Raw genomic sequence first — 18,211 nt, forward strand, 5'->3', positions numbered from 1 at the left:
GGAACGGACACAGCACCGCGGACGTCCGCGGTGCTGTGTCCGGAACCTGGTTCCGAAGCCGGCCGGAGCCGAGGCCGGCCGGAGCCGGAGCCCGGGCCGGGCCCCTACACGAGGTCGGGCGAGTCGAGCAGGTCGGTCACGAGCGCGGCGATGGCCGAGCGCTCGGACCGGGTCAGCGTGACGTGGGCGAACAGGGGATGCCCCTTCAGCCGCTCGATGACCGAGGCGATGCCGTCGTGCCGGCCGACCCGCAGGTTGTCCCGCTGTGCGACGTCGTGGGTGAGCACCACCCGCGAGTTCTGTCCGATGCGGGACAGCATCGTGAGCAGCACGTTGCGCTCGAGGGACTGGGCCTCGTCCACGATGACGAACGCGTCGTGCAGGGACCGTCCGCGGATGTGCGTGAGCGGGAGCACCTCGAGCATGCCCCGCTCGACGACCTCGTCGAGGACGTTGTCCGACACCAGGGCGCCGAGGGTGTCGTAGACCGCCTGCGCCCACGGGTTCATCTTCTCCGAGGCGTCGCCCGGCAGGAACCCGAGCTCCTGGCCGCCCACGGCGTAGAGCGGGCGGAAGACCATGATCTTCTTGTGCTGCTGGCGTTCGAGCACCGCCTCGAGCCCGGCGCACAGGGCGAGCGCCGACTTGCCCGTGCCGGCGCTGCCGCCGAGCGAGACGATGCCGATCTCGGGGTCGAGCAGCGCGTCGATCGCGAGCCGCTGCTCCGCCGACCGGCCGCGGAGGCCGAAGACCTCGCGGTCCCCGCGCACGAGCGCGACGGCGCCCGCGGTGTGCACGCGGCCGAGTGCCGAGCCCCGCTCCGAGTGGATGACGACGCCGGTGTTCACGGGGACGTCCGCCAGGTCGGCGGAGCGGATCTCCTCCTTGTCGTAGAGGTCCGCCATCTGGTCGCCGGACACCTGCAGGTCGGTGATGCCGGTGTAGCCGGAGTCGACCGCGAGTTCGGCGCGGTACTCCTCGGCCGCCATGCCGATCGACGAGGCCTTGACCCGGAGCGGCAGGTCCTTCGACACGACGACGACGTCGAGGCCGTCGTTCTTGAGGTTCGACGCGACGGCGAGGATCCGGGAGTCGTTGTCCCCGAGCTGCAGACCCGACGGCAGCACGGACTGGTTGGAGTGGTTCAGCTCGACGCGGAAGGAGCCGCCGTCACCGATCGCGATCGGGAAGTCGAGTCGTTCGTGCTCGATGCGCAGCTCGTCGAGGAGCCGGAGGGCCTGCCGCGCGAAGTACCCGATCTCGGGGTCGGCGCGCTTCGCCTCGAGTTCACTGACGACCACGACGGGCAGCACGACGGCGTGCTCGGCGAAGCGGAACAACGCCCGCGGATCGCTGAGGAGCACCGAGGTGTCGAGCACGTACGTGCGCTGGGCGACCGGTGCGGACGAGTCCGCGGTGCGCTGCTGGGAGGTACCGCGTGAGACGTTCTGAGAGGTCACGACCACTCCATCCCCGGGCCGCGTTCGGCCCGGTCCATGTCCTCGAACGCGGCCGTGGAGCGGGTCTGCGAAGCACCGACTGTGGCCGCTTCGATCGGGCGCGGTGCCCGATGGGGACAAGCTACGTCCGGCCCCCGACAGTGCGCCAGCGACACGCGGTCCGCGCAGTGACGCCCACGTGAACAACGCGGCGCGTGGCGCGCGACGCGGTCGGGCTGATCGGCCGACTGGTCACGAACTGTCGGCTGCGGCCGCTCCGGCCGACGAGTGATGACCACCCGGCGGACGTGAGCGGCGTGTGGTGACCGCTCGCCTGCTGCGGACGGGAGGCCCGTGGCGGCCTGGCACCGCGCCTCCAGTCCGTCCGTTGGTCGCGACTCGTCGCGCGGGGTGCCCGGACCGGTCACGAACTGTCGGGTGGGACGGTGCCGGCCGACAGGTGGTGACCACCCGGCGGACGTGAGCGGGGTGTCGTGACCGCTCGCCTGCCCCGGACGGGCGGGACGCGACGCTGCTACCGCAGCGTCGCGTACGAGACGCAGGCGTCCCGGAACATGTCGAGCGTCTCGTCGGTGGTCGAGGCGAAGACCGACACGCGCGCGACCCCGAGCCGCGTCGTCGCGGTGACGCCGTGGTTGTGCAGCGCCGCCGACAGCGCGGTCAACCCACCCTGCGGCGGGCGGAGCACGACGATGCCGGCACGCTCGGCGGGGTCGCGGCTCGACTCGACCTCGAGGCCGAACTCGTCCGCGATGTCGAACACCCGCTCGACGCGCTCGGCGACCCGCTGCTGCACGGTCGCGGTGCCGACCTCGGTCAGGCGGTCGAGCGACACCGCGAGCCGCGCCTGGGCGACGGGGTCCGTGCGGGTCATCTGGTAGCCGGCGGCCCCCGGGCGGACCGACGGCACCTCGAGCGGCCACCCGGTCGTGCCGTGCGGGCCGGAGAGCGCGGGACGCAGCCGGTTCAGGGCGCGGTCGCTGAACGCCGCGAAGCCGGTGCCCCAACCGGCGTGCAGCCACTTCTGGCCACCGGTCGCGACGACGTCGGCGAGTTCGTACGGGGCGTCGACCACGCCGAAGCCCTGGATGGCGTCGAGGACGAGCAGACGGTCGCCGATGACGTCGCGGATGCCGGCGAGGTCCGCCAGGTAGCCGGTGCGCCAGTCGACCAGGGACACCGCGACTGCGGTGACGTCGTCGGTCAGGCGCTCGCGGATGAGCGACGGGGTCATCCAGCCGGCACCGGACTCGATGACGACGGGCTGCACCCGGCCGCCCGTCGCCGACGCGGCGCTGGCCAGCGCGAGGGGCAGCGACGGGTACTCGTCGGCGGACACGAGCACACCGCCGGTCATGCCGAAGGCGGCGTGCAGCAGGCCGGGCGTGGTCGCGGTCTGCGAGACGACCTGGTCCTCGCGGCGGCCGACGAGCCGGGCGGCGACCGTGCGGACGCGGGCGTCCTGCTCGTCGAGGGTCTCCATCGCACCGAAGCGCATGTGGGCCTGGATGGTGCCGAGGACGCGCTGTTCCTCGAGCACGGCGGTCTGCACGGGGCCGAACGCGGCGTGGTCGAGGTAGCCGGGGTCCTCGGAGAAACCGGCGGCGTACTCGTCGATGTTCACAGGGGCGCACCTTTCGCAGGACAACCCGGTGAGCTTACTGGGAGCCGGTTCCGACCGACGAACCGGGGTGCGCCGAGTGGCCTGCCCGTCGGCGACGCGGCGGTGGGGATCCGGCCGCGCTCAGCCGCCGAAGCGCCGCGACCGCAGCCCGAAGTCGCGCACGGCGCGCAGGAAGTCGACCTCGCGCAGGTCAGGGTAGAGCGCCTCGACGAAGTAGAACTCGCTGTGCGCGCTCTGCCAGAGCATGAAGTCGGACAGCCGCTGCTCGCCGGAGGTGCGGATGACGAGGTCGGGGTCCGGCTGCCCCTGGGTGTACAGGTGGTCGCCGATGAGCTCCGGCGTCAGGACCTCGGCCAGGGTGTCGATCGTGCCGCCGCCGGCGCCGTGGGCCTGCACGATGCTGCGCATGGCGTCGGCGATCTCACGGCGTCCGCCGTACCCGACCGCCAGGTTGACGTGCAGCCCGGTGCGTCCGGTGGTGCGGGCCTCGGCCCGTTCGAGCGCGGCGACGAGCGGGGCGGGCAGCCCCTCGTTCGAGCCGACGTGCTGCACACGCCAGTCCCGGTTGTCGGCGAGCACCCCGGCGAGGTCGGCGATGATGCCGACGAGCTCCTCGAGCTCGCGGCCGCCGCGGCCGGTCAGGTTGTCGGCGGAGAGCAGGTAGAGCGTCACGACCTCGATGCCGAGGTCGTCGCACCACGTCAGGAACTCCGGGATCTTCGCGGCCCCGGCGCGGTGGCCGTGCGCGGCGGACTCGAGCCCGAGCTGCTTCGCCCAGCGACGGTTGCCGTCGACGATCATGGCGACGTGCTTCGGCTTCGCGGAGCCGTCGATCCGACGCCGGATGCGGCTCTGGTAGGCGCGGTAGAGGATCCCTCGTCCTGCCCATCCCAGCCTGCCGGTCACGGCACCGAGCGTAGTGCACCCCCGCACGGCACGTCCCGAGTGCCAGCCGACGTCCCGTCGGTCCCCCGCCGACTCGGGGCGGGCGTCCGGCCGCTGGCCCTAGGGTCGGACCATGCAGGACGAGCACGACACGACGACACTCCCCCACGTCCCGTTCACCGACGAGGCCGCGTCGGCCGGTCCGGTCGCCGACGAACCGCGGCCCGCCTGGCGCGGCTGGATCCACCTCGGCGCGTTCCCGTTCGCCGTCGCGATGGGGATCGTGCTCATCGTGCTGGCCGACAGCACCGCCGCGAAGGTCGGCAGTGCCGTCTTCATGGCGACGTCGCTGGCGATGTTCGGGGTGTCGGCGACCTACCACCGGTTCCCGTGGGGGCCGACGGTCAAGCGGGTGCTCAAGCGCATCGACCACACGAACATCCTGCTGCTCATCTCGGGTACGTACACGCCGATCGCGATCTGCGCCCTGCCCCACGGTCTCATGGTGGGCGTGCTCTGGGTGATGTGGTCCGGCGCAGCGCTCGGCATCGCGTTCCGGGTGCTCTGGGTCGACGCACCGCGGTGGCTGTACGTGCCGATCTACCTCGTGCTCGGGTGCGCGGCGCTCGGGCTGCTGCCGCAGTTCTTCGCGGCCAGCGTGCCGATGACCGTGCTGGTGCTCTCGGGCGGGCTCGCCTACGTCATCGGGGCCGTCGTGTACGGCTTCAAGCGGCCGGACCCGGCCCCGACGGTGTTCGGCTTCCACGAGGTCTTCCACGCGCTGACCGTGGTGGCCTTCGCCGCGCAGTGGGCGGGCGTCCTCATCGTCGCCCTCGACCCGGTGCGCTGAGCACCTCGCCCGGCGCGCTCCGCGCGCTCGCCCCGGGTCGTCGTGCAGTGGCGGCTAGCCGCGCTCGGTGTCGTCCCCGACGTCGGCGCGCCCGTCCTCGGTGGCCCGGCGCTCCGGCTCGTCCGTCGCGGCACCGCCCTCGGCGGACCCGTTGACCGCCGCCTCGAGCCGCTCGCGCACCTCGGCGCGGTAGCGGGTCCGGCGGATGCGCCGCGTCATGTCGACGACGAGCAGGATCGTCACGATCGCGACGAGGGCGATCGCGACGAAGCCGACGACACCGGGGGTGACGTCGACGTCCGGGACGACCGACGGGCTGGGGCTGGGGGTGGCGGCGAGTGCCGCCGCGATGGTGCTCACGCGGTCGTTTCCTTGTCGGCAGGGATCCCGGCGAACAGGTCGGTCTCCGGGAGGTCGGTCGGCACTCGCGACTCGACGAGCTGGTAGTCCTCGGTCGGCCACACCGTCGCGAGCAGGTCGTTCGGCCAGTAGAAGAAGGCGCTGTCCGGCGGCACCTGGCTGGCGTGCGCACGCAGCGCGGCGTCGCGGGCGTCGAAGTGCTCGTGCACGTCGACGTGCGTGGTGGCGAGGTCCGGCCGGTCCGCGAACCGCTCGACCCACTCGCGCAGCTGCTCGACGGCGGGGCTGTCCGGGTCGCGGTCGCGCAGCGCCTCGAAGATCGTGCGGAACCGACGCGGGTTCATGGTGCGCTCGTAGTAGAGCTTCGCGATCGACCACGGCGCACCGGCGTCCGGGTACGCCGAGGGGTCGGCGGCGGCGCTCCACGCGGCCATCGAGACCTCGTGCGTGCGGATGTGGTCGGGGTGCGGGTAGCCGCCGTTCTCGTCGTAGGTGACGAGCACGTGCGGGCGGAACCGCCGGACCACACGGACGAGTGCCTCGGTCGAGTACTCGAGCGGGACCGTCGAGAACGTGCCGGGGCGCACGGTCTCGCCCTTCTCGGCGTCCGGCAGTCCGGAGTCGTGGTAACCGAGCCACAGGTGGTCGATGCCGAGCGCGGCCTGGGCGGCGGCCATCTCGGTGCGACGGAACCCGGCCATGTCGCGGTGGGCACGGCTCGTGGCGGGTTCGCCGAGCTGGTCGTTGAGGATGTCGCCGGCCTCACCACCGGTGCAGGAGACGACGAGGACCTGGTGGCCGTCGGCGACGTACTTCGCGGCGGTCGCCGCACCCTTGCTCGACTCGTCGTCGGGGTGGGCGTGGACGGCCAGCAGGCGGTACGGCACAGGACTTCCTCACGTGGCTGAGCGGGCTGGGCAGGGGACGAGCAGCGAGGGCGCGGAGCGGGGACCCCGCGCGCGGGCAGCGCACAGCGACACGTGAACTACCCTGGGATCAGGATAATCACCCCGGGAGCCCCGAACTGTCCGATCAGCTGCACACCGCCACCCTCGACGAGCGCTACGGCCGCACCCCGGCCCGGGCCCGTCGCAGCAAGGTCGTCGCGATCGCCGCCGCGATCGGCGTCGTGGTGGTGTTCGGCGCCTGGGTGGTCTGGGCCGGCCTCGACCAGTCCGACCGCGGGCTCACCGACGACGTCATCGGGTACGAGGTCCTGTCCGACCACAGCACGGTCGTGCACTCGCAGGTCTCGGTCGACCCGGGCGTCGAGGCGAAGTGCGCCGTGCAGGTCCTGGACAAGAGCTACTCGATCGTGGGGTGGAAGGAGATCACCCTCCCCGCCTCGGACCAGCGCACCCGCAGCGTCAGCACCGAGGTCACGACCACGATCCGTGGCGTCACCGGCTTGATCCACGACTGCTGGGTTCCCTAGACTGTCGTGATTCGCCCCTCGAGACCGACCACTCGGCCGGTCTCGTTTTTTCTTGGTCGAAGGGACTGAAGATGAGCAACGACACGCAGGTCACCTGGCTGACCCAAGAGGCGCACGACCGCCTCCAGGCGGAGCTCGACGAGCTGAGCGGCGAGGGCCGCGCCGAGATCGCGCGCCGCATCGAGGCCGCCCGCGAAGAAGGCGACCTCAAGGAGAACGGCGGCTACCACGCCGCGAAGGACGAGCAGGGCAAGATCGAGGCACGCATCCGCGTCCTCACCGACCTGCTCAAGCACGCCACCGTCAGCGAGGCCACGTTCGACGGCACCGTCGAACCCGGCACCGTGGTGACCGCGGTCATCGCCGGCGACGAGTCGACGTTCCTGGTCGGCAGCCGCGAGATCGTCGCCGAGGGCTCCGACCTCACCGTCTACAGCCCGGTCAGCCCCGTCGGCGCCGCCATCGTCGGACTGAAGGCCGGCGACGAGGCGACCTACACGGCGCCGAACGGCAAGGAGATCGCCGTCAAGGTGGTCGCCATCGAGCGTTACGAGCCGTAGACCCGGCCCACTGCAGACAGGAGGCCCGTGGCGACACCGCCACGGGCCTCCTGTCCGTCTGCCGGTCGCGTCCACGCGACACGGTGGACGTCGTACGACAGCGATGTCGTCGCGGACCCGCCGCTGGGCAGCCCGCACCGCACCCGCGCGACAAAGTGGACGTCGTACGACAGCCATGTCGTCGCGGACCCGCCGGGGGCAGCCCGCACCGTTTCCGCGCGACAAAGTGGACGTCGTACGACAGCCATGTCGTCGCGGACACCGGTTCGCGGGGCCGAGGCGACCGTCGCGAGCTAGTGCTCGAGCAGCTCCGGACGGAACCCGACCTCGTGCAGGCGCTGCATGACCTCCTGCGCGTGCTCCGGGCCGCGTGACTCGATCGACAGGTCGAGCGCGACCTCGTTGATGACGAGCCCCTGGCCGTGGCGGGTGTGCAGCACCTCGACCACGTTGGCGCCGGCGTCGGAGATGACCTGCGCGACCCGTGCGAGCTGCCCCGGACGGTCCGGCAGCATGATCCGGATGCCGATGTAGCGCGACGCGGCGACGAGCCCGCGGGTGATCACGCGCTCCATCATGAGCGGGTCGATGTTGCCCCCGCTCAGCAGCACCACCGTGCGACCGGTGTCGCGGACGGCACCGGACATGATGGCCGCGACCCCGACGGCCCCGGCGGCCTCGACCACGAGCTTCGCCCGTTCGAGCAGGACGAGCAGCGCGCGGGCGGTCTCGTCGTCGGAGACCGTGACGATGTCGTCGACCAGGTCGCGGATGATCGGGAAGTTCCAGTCGCCGGGTCGCGCGACCGCGATGCCGTCGGCGATCGTCGGCGTCGTCGTGATGGTGACCGGCTCGCCCGCGCGGATCGACGACGGGTAGGCGGCGGCGTTCTCGGCCTGCACCCCGATGACCTTGATCTCACGGCCGAGGCGCTCGGCCATGCCCTTGACGGCCAGCGCGATGCCGGAGATCACGCCGCCGCCGCCGATCGGCACGACGACCGTGTCGACGTCGGGCACCTGGTCGATGATCTCGAGTCCGAGCGTGCCCTGGCCGGCGATGACCGCGGGGTGGTCGAACGGCGGGATGAAGACGGCCCCGGTGTGCGCGGCGAAGTCCTTCGCGGCGCTCAGTGCCTCTTCCACGGAGTGCCCGCGCAGCACGACGTCGGCGCCGTAGTGCCGCGTGGCCTGGAGCTTCGGCAGGGCGACGCCGACCGGCGTGAAGATCGTGGCGGGGATGCCGAGCTCGCGGGCCGCGAGCGCGACGCCCTGGGCGTGGTTGCCGGCGCTGGCCGCGACGACGCCCTTCGCCCGCTGCTCGGCGGACAGGGTGGACAACCGGTTGTAGGCGCCGCGGACCTTGTACGCGCCGGTGCGCTGCAGGTTCTCGCACTTCAGGTGCACCGGGGAACCGAGGACCTCGGCGAGGAACTGCGAGGTCTCCATCGGGGTGACCCTGGCGACACCGGCGATGGTCCGCTGCGCTGCCTCGATGTCCGCCAGGGTGGGGGTCGCGGCGAGGGTCTGCGGCGCGGGGCTCGTGTCGGTCACGGGACCATCATCGTCGTTCCCGGCCGCCGCGGCGAACTCGTGACGGCAGCTCAGCCCGCGGTGCCCTTCTCCGCGGTCGGCTGCTGGTCCGAGCCGGGCGGCGGGACGTCGCCGTTGCGACGTCGGAGCTTGAGGACCCGGCGGCGGCGCTTCGAGGCGACGTTCGCGTCGTGGGCGTCGCGCTTGGCCTCGAGCACGTGGTCGGAGTCCATCGTGCGCCACCGCCCGCTCGAGATCGTCGTGACCATCGAGTTGACGGTCGCGATGAGCGGCACGGCGAAGAACGCCCCTGCGATGCCCGCGATCCCGGACGCCGCCGTGACGCCGAGGACGACGGCGAGCGGGTGCACCTTGACCGCGCTGCCCATGACGAGCGGCTGCAGGATGTGCCCCTCGACCTGCTGCACGATGAGGATGACGAGCAGCATCCAGACGGCGGCCGCCCACCCGTTGAAGACGAGGGCGACGAAGACGGCCAGGAACCCGGTGACGATCGCACCGACGACCGGGATGAACGAGCCGAGGAACACGAACACGGCGATCGGGACGACGAGCGGGAGCTGCAGGATCGCGGCGCCGAGGCCGATGCCGACCGCGTCGACGAACGCGACGAAGATCTGCACGCGGATGAAGCTCGTCAGTGTCGTCCAGCCGGCGACGCCCGCGCCGTCGATCGCGCTCCTGGCGTTCTTCGGGAACAGCCGGACGGTCCACCGCCAGACGTTCTTGCCGTCGATGAGCAGGAAGATCACGGTGAAGATGACGATGAACAGGCCGGTCAGCAGGTGCGTCAGCGACGACCCGGCGCTCGCGACCCCGGACAGGATCGAACCGGAGTTGCTCTGCAGCCAGTCGGTCGCCTGGTTCAGGTACGAGTTCAGGTCCTTCTGGCTGATGCCGAGGCCCGAGTCGAGGACGAACCGCCGGATGTTGTCGTACTGCGAGAGCGTGCGGTCGCGGAGCGAGGGGTAGGCCGCGGCGATCTGGTCGACGACGAGCCAGACGAGGGCGCCCACGGCGGCGATGCCCCCGACCAGGCTGACGACGACCGCGATCCACTTCGGCACGTGGTGGCGCTGCATCCAGTTCGACAGCGGCACCAGGAGCGCGGCGACGACGATCCCGATGAGGAAGGGGATGAGGATCTCGCTGAACAGCGTCACCAGGTAGACGAACACCGCGACGACCCCGACCACGACGAGCACGCGCCAGGACCACGCCCCGGCGATCCGCATGCCGGCGGGTACCGCGTCGTCGACCACGACCGGTTCGGTTTGCGTCTTCTTGCCCCATGCCATGCGGCCGAGCCTACTGGCGTGCAGCCGGTCGGGTACCGGGAGCGGCATGGACGCCCCGGCGGGGCTGTCGGCGCGACCCGGTACCGTCGGGGCATGGTCAGGACGACGCTCTCCGCTGCCGAGGCACGACGGGTCGCACTCGCCGCGCAGGGCTTCGGACGGCCCCCGTCGACGGACGTCCCGACCCGGTCGGTGAACGTCGCGATCGCGCGGCTCGGGCTGCTGCAGATCGATTCGGTCAACGTCTTCGAGCGCAGTCACTACCTGCCGCTCTTCGCCCGGCTCGGTGCCTACGACCGGTCGACGCTCGACCGGCTGACCCTCGGCCGCACCGGGCCGTACACGGAGTACTGGGCGCACGAGGCCGCCTTCATCCCGCGCGACGACCTGCGGCTGTTCCGCTGGCGGATGGACGCGTTCCGCGAACGCGACGCCGGACCGACCCGGGCCGAGGGCGTCGCCCGCACCGAGTCCGTCCGGCACGAACTCCGCGCGCTCCTGCGCGCCGAGGGTCCGATGCGTGCCAGCGCCGTCGAGCACGAGTCGAACGTGCGACGCGGGCCCTGGTGGGGGTGGAGCGACGTCAAGACCGGGCTCGAGCAGATGTTCCGCTGGGGCGAGGTCGTCAGCGCCGGCCGCTCCGGCTTTGAACGGGTCTACGCGCTGCCCGAGCAGGTGCTGCCCGCCGGGTTCCTCGAGACCGCCCCGCCGCGCGCCGAGGCGGTGCGCGACCTCGTCCGGCAGGCCACCCGGGCGCTCGGCGTCGGCACCCGTGCGGACGTCGCCGACTACTACCGGTTGCGGGCGGACGACACCGCGACCGCCATCGCCGAGCTCACCGCCGCCGGGGAGCTCCTGCCGGTCACGGTCGAGGGGTGGCGCGAGCGGGCCTGGCTGCACCCCGGCGCAGCGGTCCCCCGGCGGGTGCGCGCCGACGCCGTCCTGAGCCCCTTCGACCCCGTCGTCTGGTTCCGCCGACGTGCCGAGCGGATGTACGGGTTCCACTACCGGATCGAGATCTACACGCCGGCGCCGAAGCGGGTGTTCGGCTACTACGTGCTGCCGGTGCTGCAGGACGACCGGCTGGTGGGTCGCATCGACCTGAAGAGCGACCGGCAGCGCGGGCTCCTGCGGGTGCGCACGGCCTGGCAGGAGCCGGGCGAGCACCTCGACCCCGACCGCCTGGCGGACACCCTCCGCCGCACCGCCGCCTGGCAGGGCCTCGACGGCCTCGAGGTCACCGACCGCGGGACCGCTGCCGCGCCGCTCGCCGCAGCCCTCGGCCTCGCGCTCGTGCCGCACGAGGTCACCGACGACACCGACGCACCGGCCCCGGAGACGACGGCCGACGGCGATTGAACGCGCGGCGACGTCGGCCGCTCGTCAGCGCCGACCCGGACGTCAGTGTCCGTCCGTCAGAACTGGACGCGCGGGGGTTCCGCGATGGCCGCCGGCTCGGCGGTCTCGAAGAACGTGGCCTCAGCGAAGCCGCGCTTCTTCGCGATGGTCGAGTTCGGGAAGACGCGGATCTTCGTGTTGAGCTCCCGGACACCGCCGTTGTACGAGCGCCGTGCCGACTGGATCTTGTCCTCGGTGTCGACCAGCTCGGACTGCAGCTGCAGGAAGCCCTGGCTCGACTGCAGCTGCGGGTACCCCTCGGCCACGGTGAAGACGCTCTTCAGCGCCTTCTGCATGTGCCCCTCGGCCGCCGACGCGGCGGAGGCGTCCCCGGCGTCGAGGGTCTCGGTGCGGGCCCGGCTGACGTCGTCGAAGACGGACTTCTCGTGGCTCGCGTACCCCTGCACCGTGTCGACGATCGTCGGGATCAGTTCGGCTCGCTCCTGCACGTGCACGGCGATGTCGCTCCAGGCCTGGTCGACGCGGCCCTTGAGCGAGACGAGCGCGTTGTACGTCACCCAGAGGTAGATCCCGATGATCACCAGGACGACCACCACCACTCCGACGACGATGAGCGTCGTGACGAGTCCGGTGTCCATGAGGGCGTACTCCTTTGCGCGTCGGGATCCGCGGTGCTGCGAGGCCGGAACGGCCAACGAGGAGTCTATCGACGCCCGGCCGGCCCTCTCGCCCGCCCCCGGGGTTCACGGTCGATTCCCGCGTCACGCACACCCGGCGTTCGGACAGCGGCCCGCCGCGGACGGTTGCCGGACATCATCCGTCAGGTGTATTGACCCGACGCGCCACATCCCGTGGGATGGAGGCAGTGAGCACACGCGGGGAGAACGTGGACGAACGGGCCGTCGGGGGCGACGGCCCTCGTCGTCGTCCCCGGGTGACCGTCGTCGCGGCGGCCACGGCGACCCTCGTCGCCGTGCTGCTCGGTCTCGCGGTCGCCCCGGCAGCGGCGTCCGCGTCGGCCTCGCACGCCGTGGGGTCCTCGGTGTCGACGGCGACCCCGCAGCCCCCGCCCGTCCGGGTGGCCCCGCCGCCGTCCGCCCGACCCGTCGTGCCGACGCCGACGCCGTCCGGCGGGACGGTCGCCGCACCCACCGTCGCCGACCCCGGCGACGTCACGAGCAGCACGGCGCGCTTCCACGGCACCGGCGTCCCCGGCCACCGGGTCCGGGTCGGCGGTCCCGCGTCGACCGGCTCCGCCGGGTGCACCGCCGTGGTGTCGGCCAGCGGCGGCTGGTCGTGCTTCGCGACCCTCCGGTCCGGGCCGCAGCAGGTCTTCACGGTGCACGACGTCACCGACCCCGCGCTCCCGCCGTCGAGTGCCCCGGCCGCCGACGTCATCGTCCCGCCGACGGTCACCGGCGACCGGGTCACGAGCGGCACGGTCGCCGGCACCGGGTTCCCGGGGTCCGACGTGACCGTCTCCGTCACCGGGTCGTCGGTGCAGGCCACCGGCGTCGTCGGGTCCGACGGTCGCTGGGTCGTCGCGCTGCCCGCCGGGTCCGACTCCCGGCTCACCGTGACGGCCACGCAGACCGCCAGCACCGCCCGCGGCTACCGCTCCGACCTGCGCAGCGCCTCGTCCGCCCCGGTGGTGCTCACCGTCGACCGCTCCGCGCCGGCGGCGCCGCGGATCACCTCGCCCGGCACCGGCGAGCGGGTCGGTACCCGTGCGACCACGGTGCGCGGGACCGGTGAGCCCGGCGCCGGCGTCACCGTCTACGTCGACCGTGCCCCCGTCTGCCGGACCGACGTCGGACCGGACGGTTCGTGGTCCTGCTCGACGGCGGGTTCCACCCTGCACCAGGGCGTGCACGACCTCACGGCGACGCAGCACGACGCCGCCGGCAACTACTCGCGGTCGTCCACGGCGGTCCGGATCCTGGTCGCCGGGGCGGCCGGCCTGCCGACCGGCCCGTCCGGCACGACCGACGACCCGACGAGCGGCGCCTCCACCCCCACCGACGGGGAGCAGCACGGGACTCCCGGCGCGAGCAGCCGACCGACGGACACCGCCGGCACCCCGGGTCCGGGACGGCCGACGAGTCCCGGTGGCACCGGAACGCCGGGGAGCACCGGCAGCGCCGGCGGGGTCGGCGCGGTCAGTGGCGGCGGGACGGGCGGTCCCGGCGGCGCGGTCACCGGCGGCCGGCCGGACTGGACGGGCACGGCGGGCGACTGGACCGCGACCACCACCTACGACCGCACCGTCCCCCCGATCCAGGCGGTGTTCTCGTGGCGGACGGTCCTCGTCGCGACGGCCGTCGCCGCAGGCTTCCTGCTGCTCGTCGCGGCGCCGCTCGCCCTCGCCGCCGGGGTCGCCCGCGGGCGCATCCGATCGCCCTTCGCCGGGCTGCTCGGCCGCAACCGCGCCCGTTCCGACCGCTCCCGCGCCGACGACGTCCTGCCGACCCGGGCCTCCATCGCGATCGCGGTCGCGGTCGCCTCGCTCGTCGCGCTGCTCGGCGTCGGGGTGTCCCTCGAGGCACGCTACGTCCGGCTCGCGGTCGCCGTCCTGCTCGGCACCGCCGTCCTCACCGCGGCCGTCGTGCTCGTGACCCGCTGGGCGGCCGGACCGGAGCACCGCACCGTCGGGTTCCGGGTCTCGCCGTGGCTCGTCCTCGCCGCGCTCGTCGCGTGCGGGGTCACCCGGGCCGCCGACCTGTCCCCCGCGCTCGTCGTCGGCATGGTGCTCGTGCCGACCGGGCGCCCCGACCTCGGCACCGGGCCGCTCCGCCTCGGCTCCGGCATCGCGGCGAGCGCCCGGAGCGCCGTGTGGCGCACGGTCGCGCTCCTCGGACTCGCGGCCGCCGGGTGGGTCGTGCACAGCCTGACCGTGAGCGACGGCTTCTGGACGGCACTCGTCTCCGAGGTCGCCACGACGCTCTGCCTCGGCGGCGTCGGGGCCGTCGTCGCCACGGTGCTGCCCGTCGCCGGGTCCGCCGGCAGCGCACTGCTCGCGACCTCGCGGACCGGGTACGCCGCCCTCGCCGTCGTCGCCGTCGCCCTGACGGCGGCGGTCTACTCGGGCACCGGCGGCACGCCGGTCCCGCCGGTCCTGCTCGCGACGGCAGCCGCAGCCTGCGTGGCGGCGGCGATCGTCGCGGTGGTCTGGGCGCGCACCACGCGGCCGGACGCGCACGCCTGAGCCGCACCGGGCCTCCCGTCCGTCCAGCGCGGGTGCCGCACCGCGCACGCGACCACGTGGCTAGTGTGACGATCTGCGCACGTGCGAAGGAGTGACGATGAGCGAGCACCGATCCGACTACGACCCCACCCGCTTCCGCGAGGTCTTCGAAGGCAGCTACACCTACGCGAACGGCTTCGCGCGGAACACCCACCGCTTCGCCGGGCGGCCCGCGCTCCGCGACCCGGACACGGGTCGCTCGTTGACCTACGCCGAGCTCGGCGACGCCGTCGACCGCGTCGGCGGGTGGCTGCTCCGACACGGCGCCGGGCGCGGCTCGGTCGTCATGGTCGAGCTGTTCAACTCCCCCGAGTTCGCGGTGCTCTACCTGGCGTGCCACCGCATCGGCGCGGTGTTCTCGCCGACCAACTTCCGGCTCGCCGCCGACGAGGTCGCGTTCATCGTCGACGACTCCGGGCCCGTCGTGCTCGTTCACGACGCCGTGCGGAACGGCGAGATCGTCGCTGCGCTCGAGTCGGCGACGCACCGGCCCGCCCACGTCGTGACCGTCGGCGGGGCGCACGACGACTTCGCCGAACTGCTCGCAGCCGACCCCGTCACCGCGGACGAGCTCGCCGCGACCGAGCCGCGCAGCACCTACGACGAGACGACGCGGCTGTACACGAGCGGGACGACCGGGCGGCCGAAGGCGGTCCCGCTGCCGAGCCTGGTCGAGGTGCTCAGCGCCCACGACGTGGTCATGCACTTCCCACTGACGCCGTTCGACAAGACGCTCAACATGTCGCCGCTGTTCCACCGCGGCGGCCTGTACTCCGGCGGGCCGAACCCGGTGTTCTACGTCGGCGCCGAGCTGACGACCCTGCGGCACTTCGACGCCGACCGCGTGCTCGACCTGGTGGCGTCCGAACGGCTGACCTTCCTCATCGGAGCGCCGCCGAACCTCGTGCAGCTCGCCGACGCGCAAGAGGCGCGACCCCGCGACCTGTCCTCGCTGCACGGCATCGTCACGATGGGCGCCCCGCTCGACCGTGCCGCCGCGCTCCGCTACCAGGAGCTGCTGTCCCCGCGGATCTTCAACGGGTACGGCACGACCGAGACCTTCTGGAACACCTTCCTGCGCCCTGAGGACTTCCCCGACGGCGCCGGATCCACCGGGCGCGCCTCGACCGACGACGACGTCGCGGTGGTGCGGGTCCTCGAGGGCCGGCTCGCCGACCCGACCGACACGGTCCGGAAGGACGGCACCGAGATCGGCGAGTTCGCGGTGCGCACCGTGAAGTCCGGCTACTCGTACCGGAACCCGGCCCTCGAGGCGGAGAAGTTCGCGAACGGCTGGTTCTACCCGGGCGACCTCGCGACGTGGGACGAGCACGAGCGGGTCACCATCGTCGGCCGCAAGGACGACATGATCATCTCGGGCGGCGAGAACGTCCACCCCGTGCAGGTCGAGGCGGCACTGCAGGAGCACGCGGGCGTCGCGGACTCGATCGTGGTCGGCGTGCCCGACGAGCGCTGGGGCCAGGTCGTCACGGCCTACGTCGTCCGGGCCCGCGACGGCCTGCCGTCGTCCGACGAGGCCGCCGTGGCCGCGCTCGAGGAGTGGACCGGCTCGCACCCCGGCCTCGCCCGGTACAAGCGGCCGCGGCTGTACCGCTTCGTCGACGAGCTGCCCTACAACGCCACGGGCAAGAAGGTGCACTACGTCGCCCAGGCCTCGGCGGAGTCCGACCTGGCGGCGGGGCTGCTGCTCGCGCCGTAGGGGTGGCGCGGGGCGGGGTGCTGGGTGCTGTTTCGCGCGTGGGGGGTCGTTTCGCGCGTGGGAGGCCGATCCGCGCGTGGGGAGCAGGTTCTTCCTGCCTCGTACGCGCGGAACCTCTTCCCACGTCGGGCGCGATGGGACGGAACGTGCGGGCTGACGGACGGGAGGCCCGGGTCGCGACACCATGGGCCTCCTGCCCGCCTCCGGTCCCGTCACGAGCTGCGCTGCCCACTGCACGCGGAAGGCTGCGTGCCGTGCGCCCGGACGGTCCTGCCCATTGCGCGCGAGATGGGAAGCAGTTCCGCGCGTGGGAGGTCAGGCGGCGAGGCCACCGATGCGCGAAAGGACTCCTCACGCGCGAAAGGACTCCTCACGCGCGAAAGGACCTCCTGCGCGCGAAACTGCACCTCACGCGCGGAACAGCACCCCACGCGCGGAACAGCACCTCACGCGCGGAACAGCCCCGACGCGCGGGCCTGCTCAGGCGTGCGACGGCGCGGAACGCGCGAAGAGGCCGGGCAGCAGGCCGCCGATCTTCGTCCCGATGCACAGGCTGACGAAGGTCGCGAGCGGGGTCGCGAGGGCATCGGGGTCGAAGGTGGCGACCGCGACGAGCCCGACCGTCCCGGGCACGAGCAGCAGGAACGCCGGGAAGAACGACACCGTCGCCGGGATCACCGGGACGAGCCGCTCCAACAGCCGGGTCGCGACGAACAGCAGTGCGGCCGTGGCACCGGTGGCGACGACGCTCCCCCACAGCGGTGTCGTGCCGCTCACCAGGGCGTAGGCGGTGACCATGACCGCGATCGACACGACGGTCAGCCGCCACCCGGAGCGGAAGACCAGGCCGAGGCCGACGGCCAGGCCGACGACGGCGACCCACGAGACCCAGTAGGACGGCACCGCCTCCCACCCGCCGCGGTCGGTCCCGACGGCGGCGACCTCGCCGACGAGTGCCGCCGACGACGGATCGACGCGCAGGCCGGTCAGTGCGCTGCCCGCGGCGATGCCGGCGGCCATGAAGCCGAGCATGATGAGGCCCTGCACGAGCCGCGACGCACCGGTGACGATGTCCGCCGCGGTGAGCTCGAGCAGCGCGTTCGTGATGAGCGCGCCCGGCACGAACACCGCCACGGGGGCGCACACCGCGAAGAGCGGGACGTGGTCGAACCCGGTGCCGGCGGCGACGAGTCCGACGATCGTGGTCGACACGAAGGCGGCGAGGAACGGGATGATCGCCACGGCCTCGCGGAAACGACGGAGCACGAGACCGATCACGCCGACGAGGGCGCCGACCGCGAGCGCGACGAGGATCGCCCACCAGGGGCAGCGGAACACGACGGCGAGTCCGGCCGAGGTCAGGGCGTTGCCGACGATCCAGGGCAGTGCGGGCGGCGGGACGGTGCCGGCACGGATGGCACGGACGCGTGCCGGGATCTCGGCGAGGGCGATCGAGCCGCTCTCCAGTCCGAGGACGAGCCGGTTCGCGCGGGCTGCCTGCCGGCTCGAGAGCTCGACGCCCTCGGCGTTGACGATCGTGGCGGCGCCGGTCGCCGTCTCGCTGACCATGACGAGCGCCGGGAGCACTCCGACGGCGAGCGTCGGTCCGACCCCGGCTGCGTCGCGGGCCTTCTCGAGGGCCGAGCGGACGTCGGTGACGGAGCTGCCGGCGTCGAGGAGCAGCGCGCCGAGCGTGCCGAGCAGCATCCCGACGGGGACGGTCTCGCCGTCGACGACCTCGACGTGGGCCTCGGGCCCGCGGAGGGCGTTCCGCAGGTTCGCGAGCGCGCTTCCGAGTCCGACCACCCGAGCATCGTACTGGCGCACGCGAACCGATCGCTGGCGGAGCCGACCGGACGAGCC

General features: G+C 72.9%; 15 protein-coding genes. 6 read left to right on the forward strand and 9 right to left on the reverse strand.

From position 1 onward, the window contains the following. Positions 1-104: 104 nt before the first annotated feature. From BIU94_RS00830 to BIU94_RS00840, 3 genes are all read right to left on the reverse strand, one after another. Positions 105-1,466: a PhoH family protein gene (locus BIU94_RS00830; protein ID WP_175472210.1), complete on the reverse strand. Its 1,362-nt coding sequence runs from the start codon at positions 1,464-1,466 to the stop codon at positions 105-107. A gap of 508 nt (positions 1,467-1,974) precedes the next feature. Next, the gene (locus tag BIU94_RS00835) at positions 1,975-3,084 is read right to left on the reverse strand and encodes an aminotransferase class V-fold PLP-dependent enzyme (protein WP_071253240.1); all 1,110 of its coding nucleotides are present in this window, start codon (positions 3,082-3,084) and stop codon (positions 1,975-1,977) included. A 120-nt stretch (positions 3,085-3,204) separates the two neighbouring features. Continuing rightward, positions 3,205-3,990, reverse strand: coding sequence for an isoprenyl transferase (locus tag BIU94_RS00840; protein WP_175472211.1), 786 nt, complete (start codon positions 3,988-3,990; stop codon positions 3,205-3,207). A gap of 112 nt (positions 3,991-4,102) precedes the next feature. On the opposite strand from BIU94_RS00840, the gene BIU94_RS00845 reads away from it, so the two are divergent. Next, a complete protein-coding gene (locus BIU94_RS00845) occupies positions 4,103-4,819 on the forward strand; it encodes a hemolysin III family protein (protein ID WP_071253242.1) in 717 nt (238 codons plus the stop codon). Positions 4,820-4,873: 54 nt separating this feature from the next. Here the strand turns inward: BIU94_RS00845 and BIU94_RS00850 are convergent, their stop codons facing one another. Together BIU94_RS00850 and mca are read right to left on the reverse strand one after the other, a co-directional pair. Further along, a complete protein-coding gene (locus tag BIU94_RS00850; protein WP_071253244.1) occupies positions 4,874-5,179 on the reverse strand; it encodes a hypothetical protein in 306 nt (101 codons plus the stop codon). Next, positions 5,176-6,066 (reverse strand): mycothiol conjugate amidase Mca, encoded by an 891-nt coding sequence (mca, locus tag BIU94_RS00855; RefSeq protein ID WP_139195827.1) that lies wholly within the window; start codon positions 6,064-6,066, stop codon positions 5,176-5,178. Before mca ends, BIU94_RS00850 begins: the two co-directional genes overlap by 4 nt. Positions 6,067-6,287: 221 nt before the next feature. On the opposite strand from mca, the gene BIU94_RS17585 reads away from it, so the two are divergent. Continuing rightward, the gene (locus BIU94_RS17585) at positions 6,288-6,614 is read left to right on the forward strand and encodes a DUF4307 domain-containing protein (protein WP_258369355.1); all 327 of its coding nucleotides are present in this window, start codon (positions 6,288-6,290) and stop codon (positions 6,612-6,614) included. A gap of 71 nt (positions 6,615-6,685) precedes the next feature. Then, positions 6,686-7,174 carry a transcription elongation factor GreA gene (gene greA, locus BIU94_RS00865; protein ID WP_071253247.1) on the forward strand — a complete coding sequence of 163 codons (489 nt, stop codon included), beginning with the start codon at positions 6,686-6,688 and terminating at the stop codon, positions 7,172-7,174. Positions 7,175-7,467: 293 nt separating this feature from the next. On the opposite strand, the gene ilvA is transcribed toward greA, so the two are convergent. After that, on the reverse strand, positions 7,468-8,727 hold the full coding sequence (gene ilvA / locus BIU94_RS00870; protein ID WP_071253249.1) for a threonine ammonia-lyase: 1,260 nt from the start codon (positions 8,725-8,727) through the stop codon (positions 7,468-7,470). A gap of 50 nt (positions 8,728-8,777) precedes the next feature. Then, complete coding sequence (locus BIU94_RS00875; protein WP_254782806.1) at positions 8,778-10,025, reverse strand: AI-2E family transporter; 1,248 nt, start codon at positions 10,023-10,025, stop codon at positions 8,778-8,780. 93 nt (positions 10,026-10,118) lie between these two features. Between BIU94_RS00875 and BIU94_RS00880 the strand changes: the two genes are divergently transcribed. Continuing rightward, entirely contained in the window at positions 10,119-11,384 is a 1,266-nt protein-coding gene (locus tag BIU94_RS00880; RefSeq protein ID WP_071253251.1) for a winged helix-turn-helix domain-containing protein, read from the forward strand. A gap of 56 nt (positions 11,385-11,440) precedes the next feature. Here the strand turns inward: BIU94_RS00880 and BIU94_RS00885 are convergent, their stop codons facing one another. Further along, positions 11,441-12,022 (reverse strand): LemA family protein, encoded by a 582-nt coding sequence (locus BIU94_RS00885; RefSeq protein ID WP_071253254.1) that lies wholly within the window; start codon positions 12,020-12,022, stop codon positions 11,441-11,443. 227 nt (positions 12,023-12,249) lie between these two features. Between BIU94_RS00885 and BIU94_RS00890 the strand changes: the two genes are divergently transcribed. Together BIU94_RS00890 and BIU94_RS00895 are read left to right on the forward strand one after the other, a co-directional pair. Next, the gene (locus tag BIU94_RS00890) at positions 12,250-14,589 is read left to right on the forward strand and encodes an Ig-like domain-containing protein (RefSeq protein ID WP_139195826.1); all 2,340 of its coding nucleotides are present in this window, start codon (positions 12,250-12,252) and stop codon (positions 14,587-14,589) included. Between the two features lie 97 nt (positions 14,590-14,686). Continuing rightward, positions 14,687-16,348 (forward strand): class I adenylate-forming enzyme family protein, encoded by a 1,662-nt coding sequence (locus tag BIU94_RS00895; RefSeq protein ID WP_071253443.1) that lies wholly within the window; start codon positions 14,687-14,689, stop codon positions 16,346-16,348. Positions 16,349-16,828: 480 nt separating this feature from the next. Here the strand turns inward: BIU94_RS00895 and BIU94_RS00900 are convergent, their stop codons facing one another. Then, a complete protein-coding gene (locus BIU94_RS00900; protein WP_175472213.1) occupies positions 16,829-18,154 on the reverse strand; it encodes a threonine/serine exporter family protein in 1,326 nt (441 codons plus the stop codon). Positions 18,155-18,211: the final 57 nt, after the last annotated feature.

The sequence above is a fragment of the Curtobacterium sp. MMLR14_006 genome (assembly GCF_001864985.1).
GTDB lineage: Bacteria > Actinomycetota > Actinomycetes > Actinomycetales > Microbacteriaceae > Curtobacterium.

What these genes read in the sequence shown, in the direction of transcription:
- BIU94_RS00845 (WP_071253242.1), top strand. Translation starts at nt 4,103, where the DNA reads ATGCAGGACGAGCACGACACGACGACACTCCCCCACGTCCCGTTCACC.
- BIU94_RS00880 (WP_071253251.1), top strand. Translation starts at nt 10,119, where the DNA reads ATGGTCAGGACGACGCTCTCCGCTGCCGAGGCACGACGGGTCGCACTC.
- greA (WP_071253247.1), top strand. Translation starts at nt 6,686, where the DNA reads ATGAGCAACGACACGCAGGTCACCTGGCTGACCCAAGAGGCGCACGAC.
- BIU94_RS00875 (WP_254782806.1), bottom strand. Translation starts at nt 10,025, where the DNA reads ATGGCATGGGGCAAGAAGACGCAAACCGAACCGGTCGTGGTCGACGAC.
- BIU94_RS00895 (WP_071253443.1), top strand. Translation starts at nt 14,687, where the DNA reads ATGAGCGAGCACCGATCCGACTACGACCCCACCCGCTTCCGCGAGGTC.
- BIU94_RS00885 (WP_071253254.1), bottom strand. Translation starts at nt 12,022, where the DNA reads ATGGACACCGGACTCGTCACGACGCTCATCGTCGTCGGAGTGGTGGTG.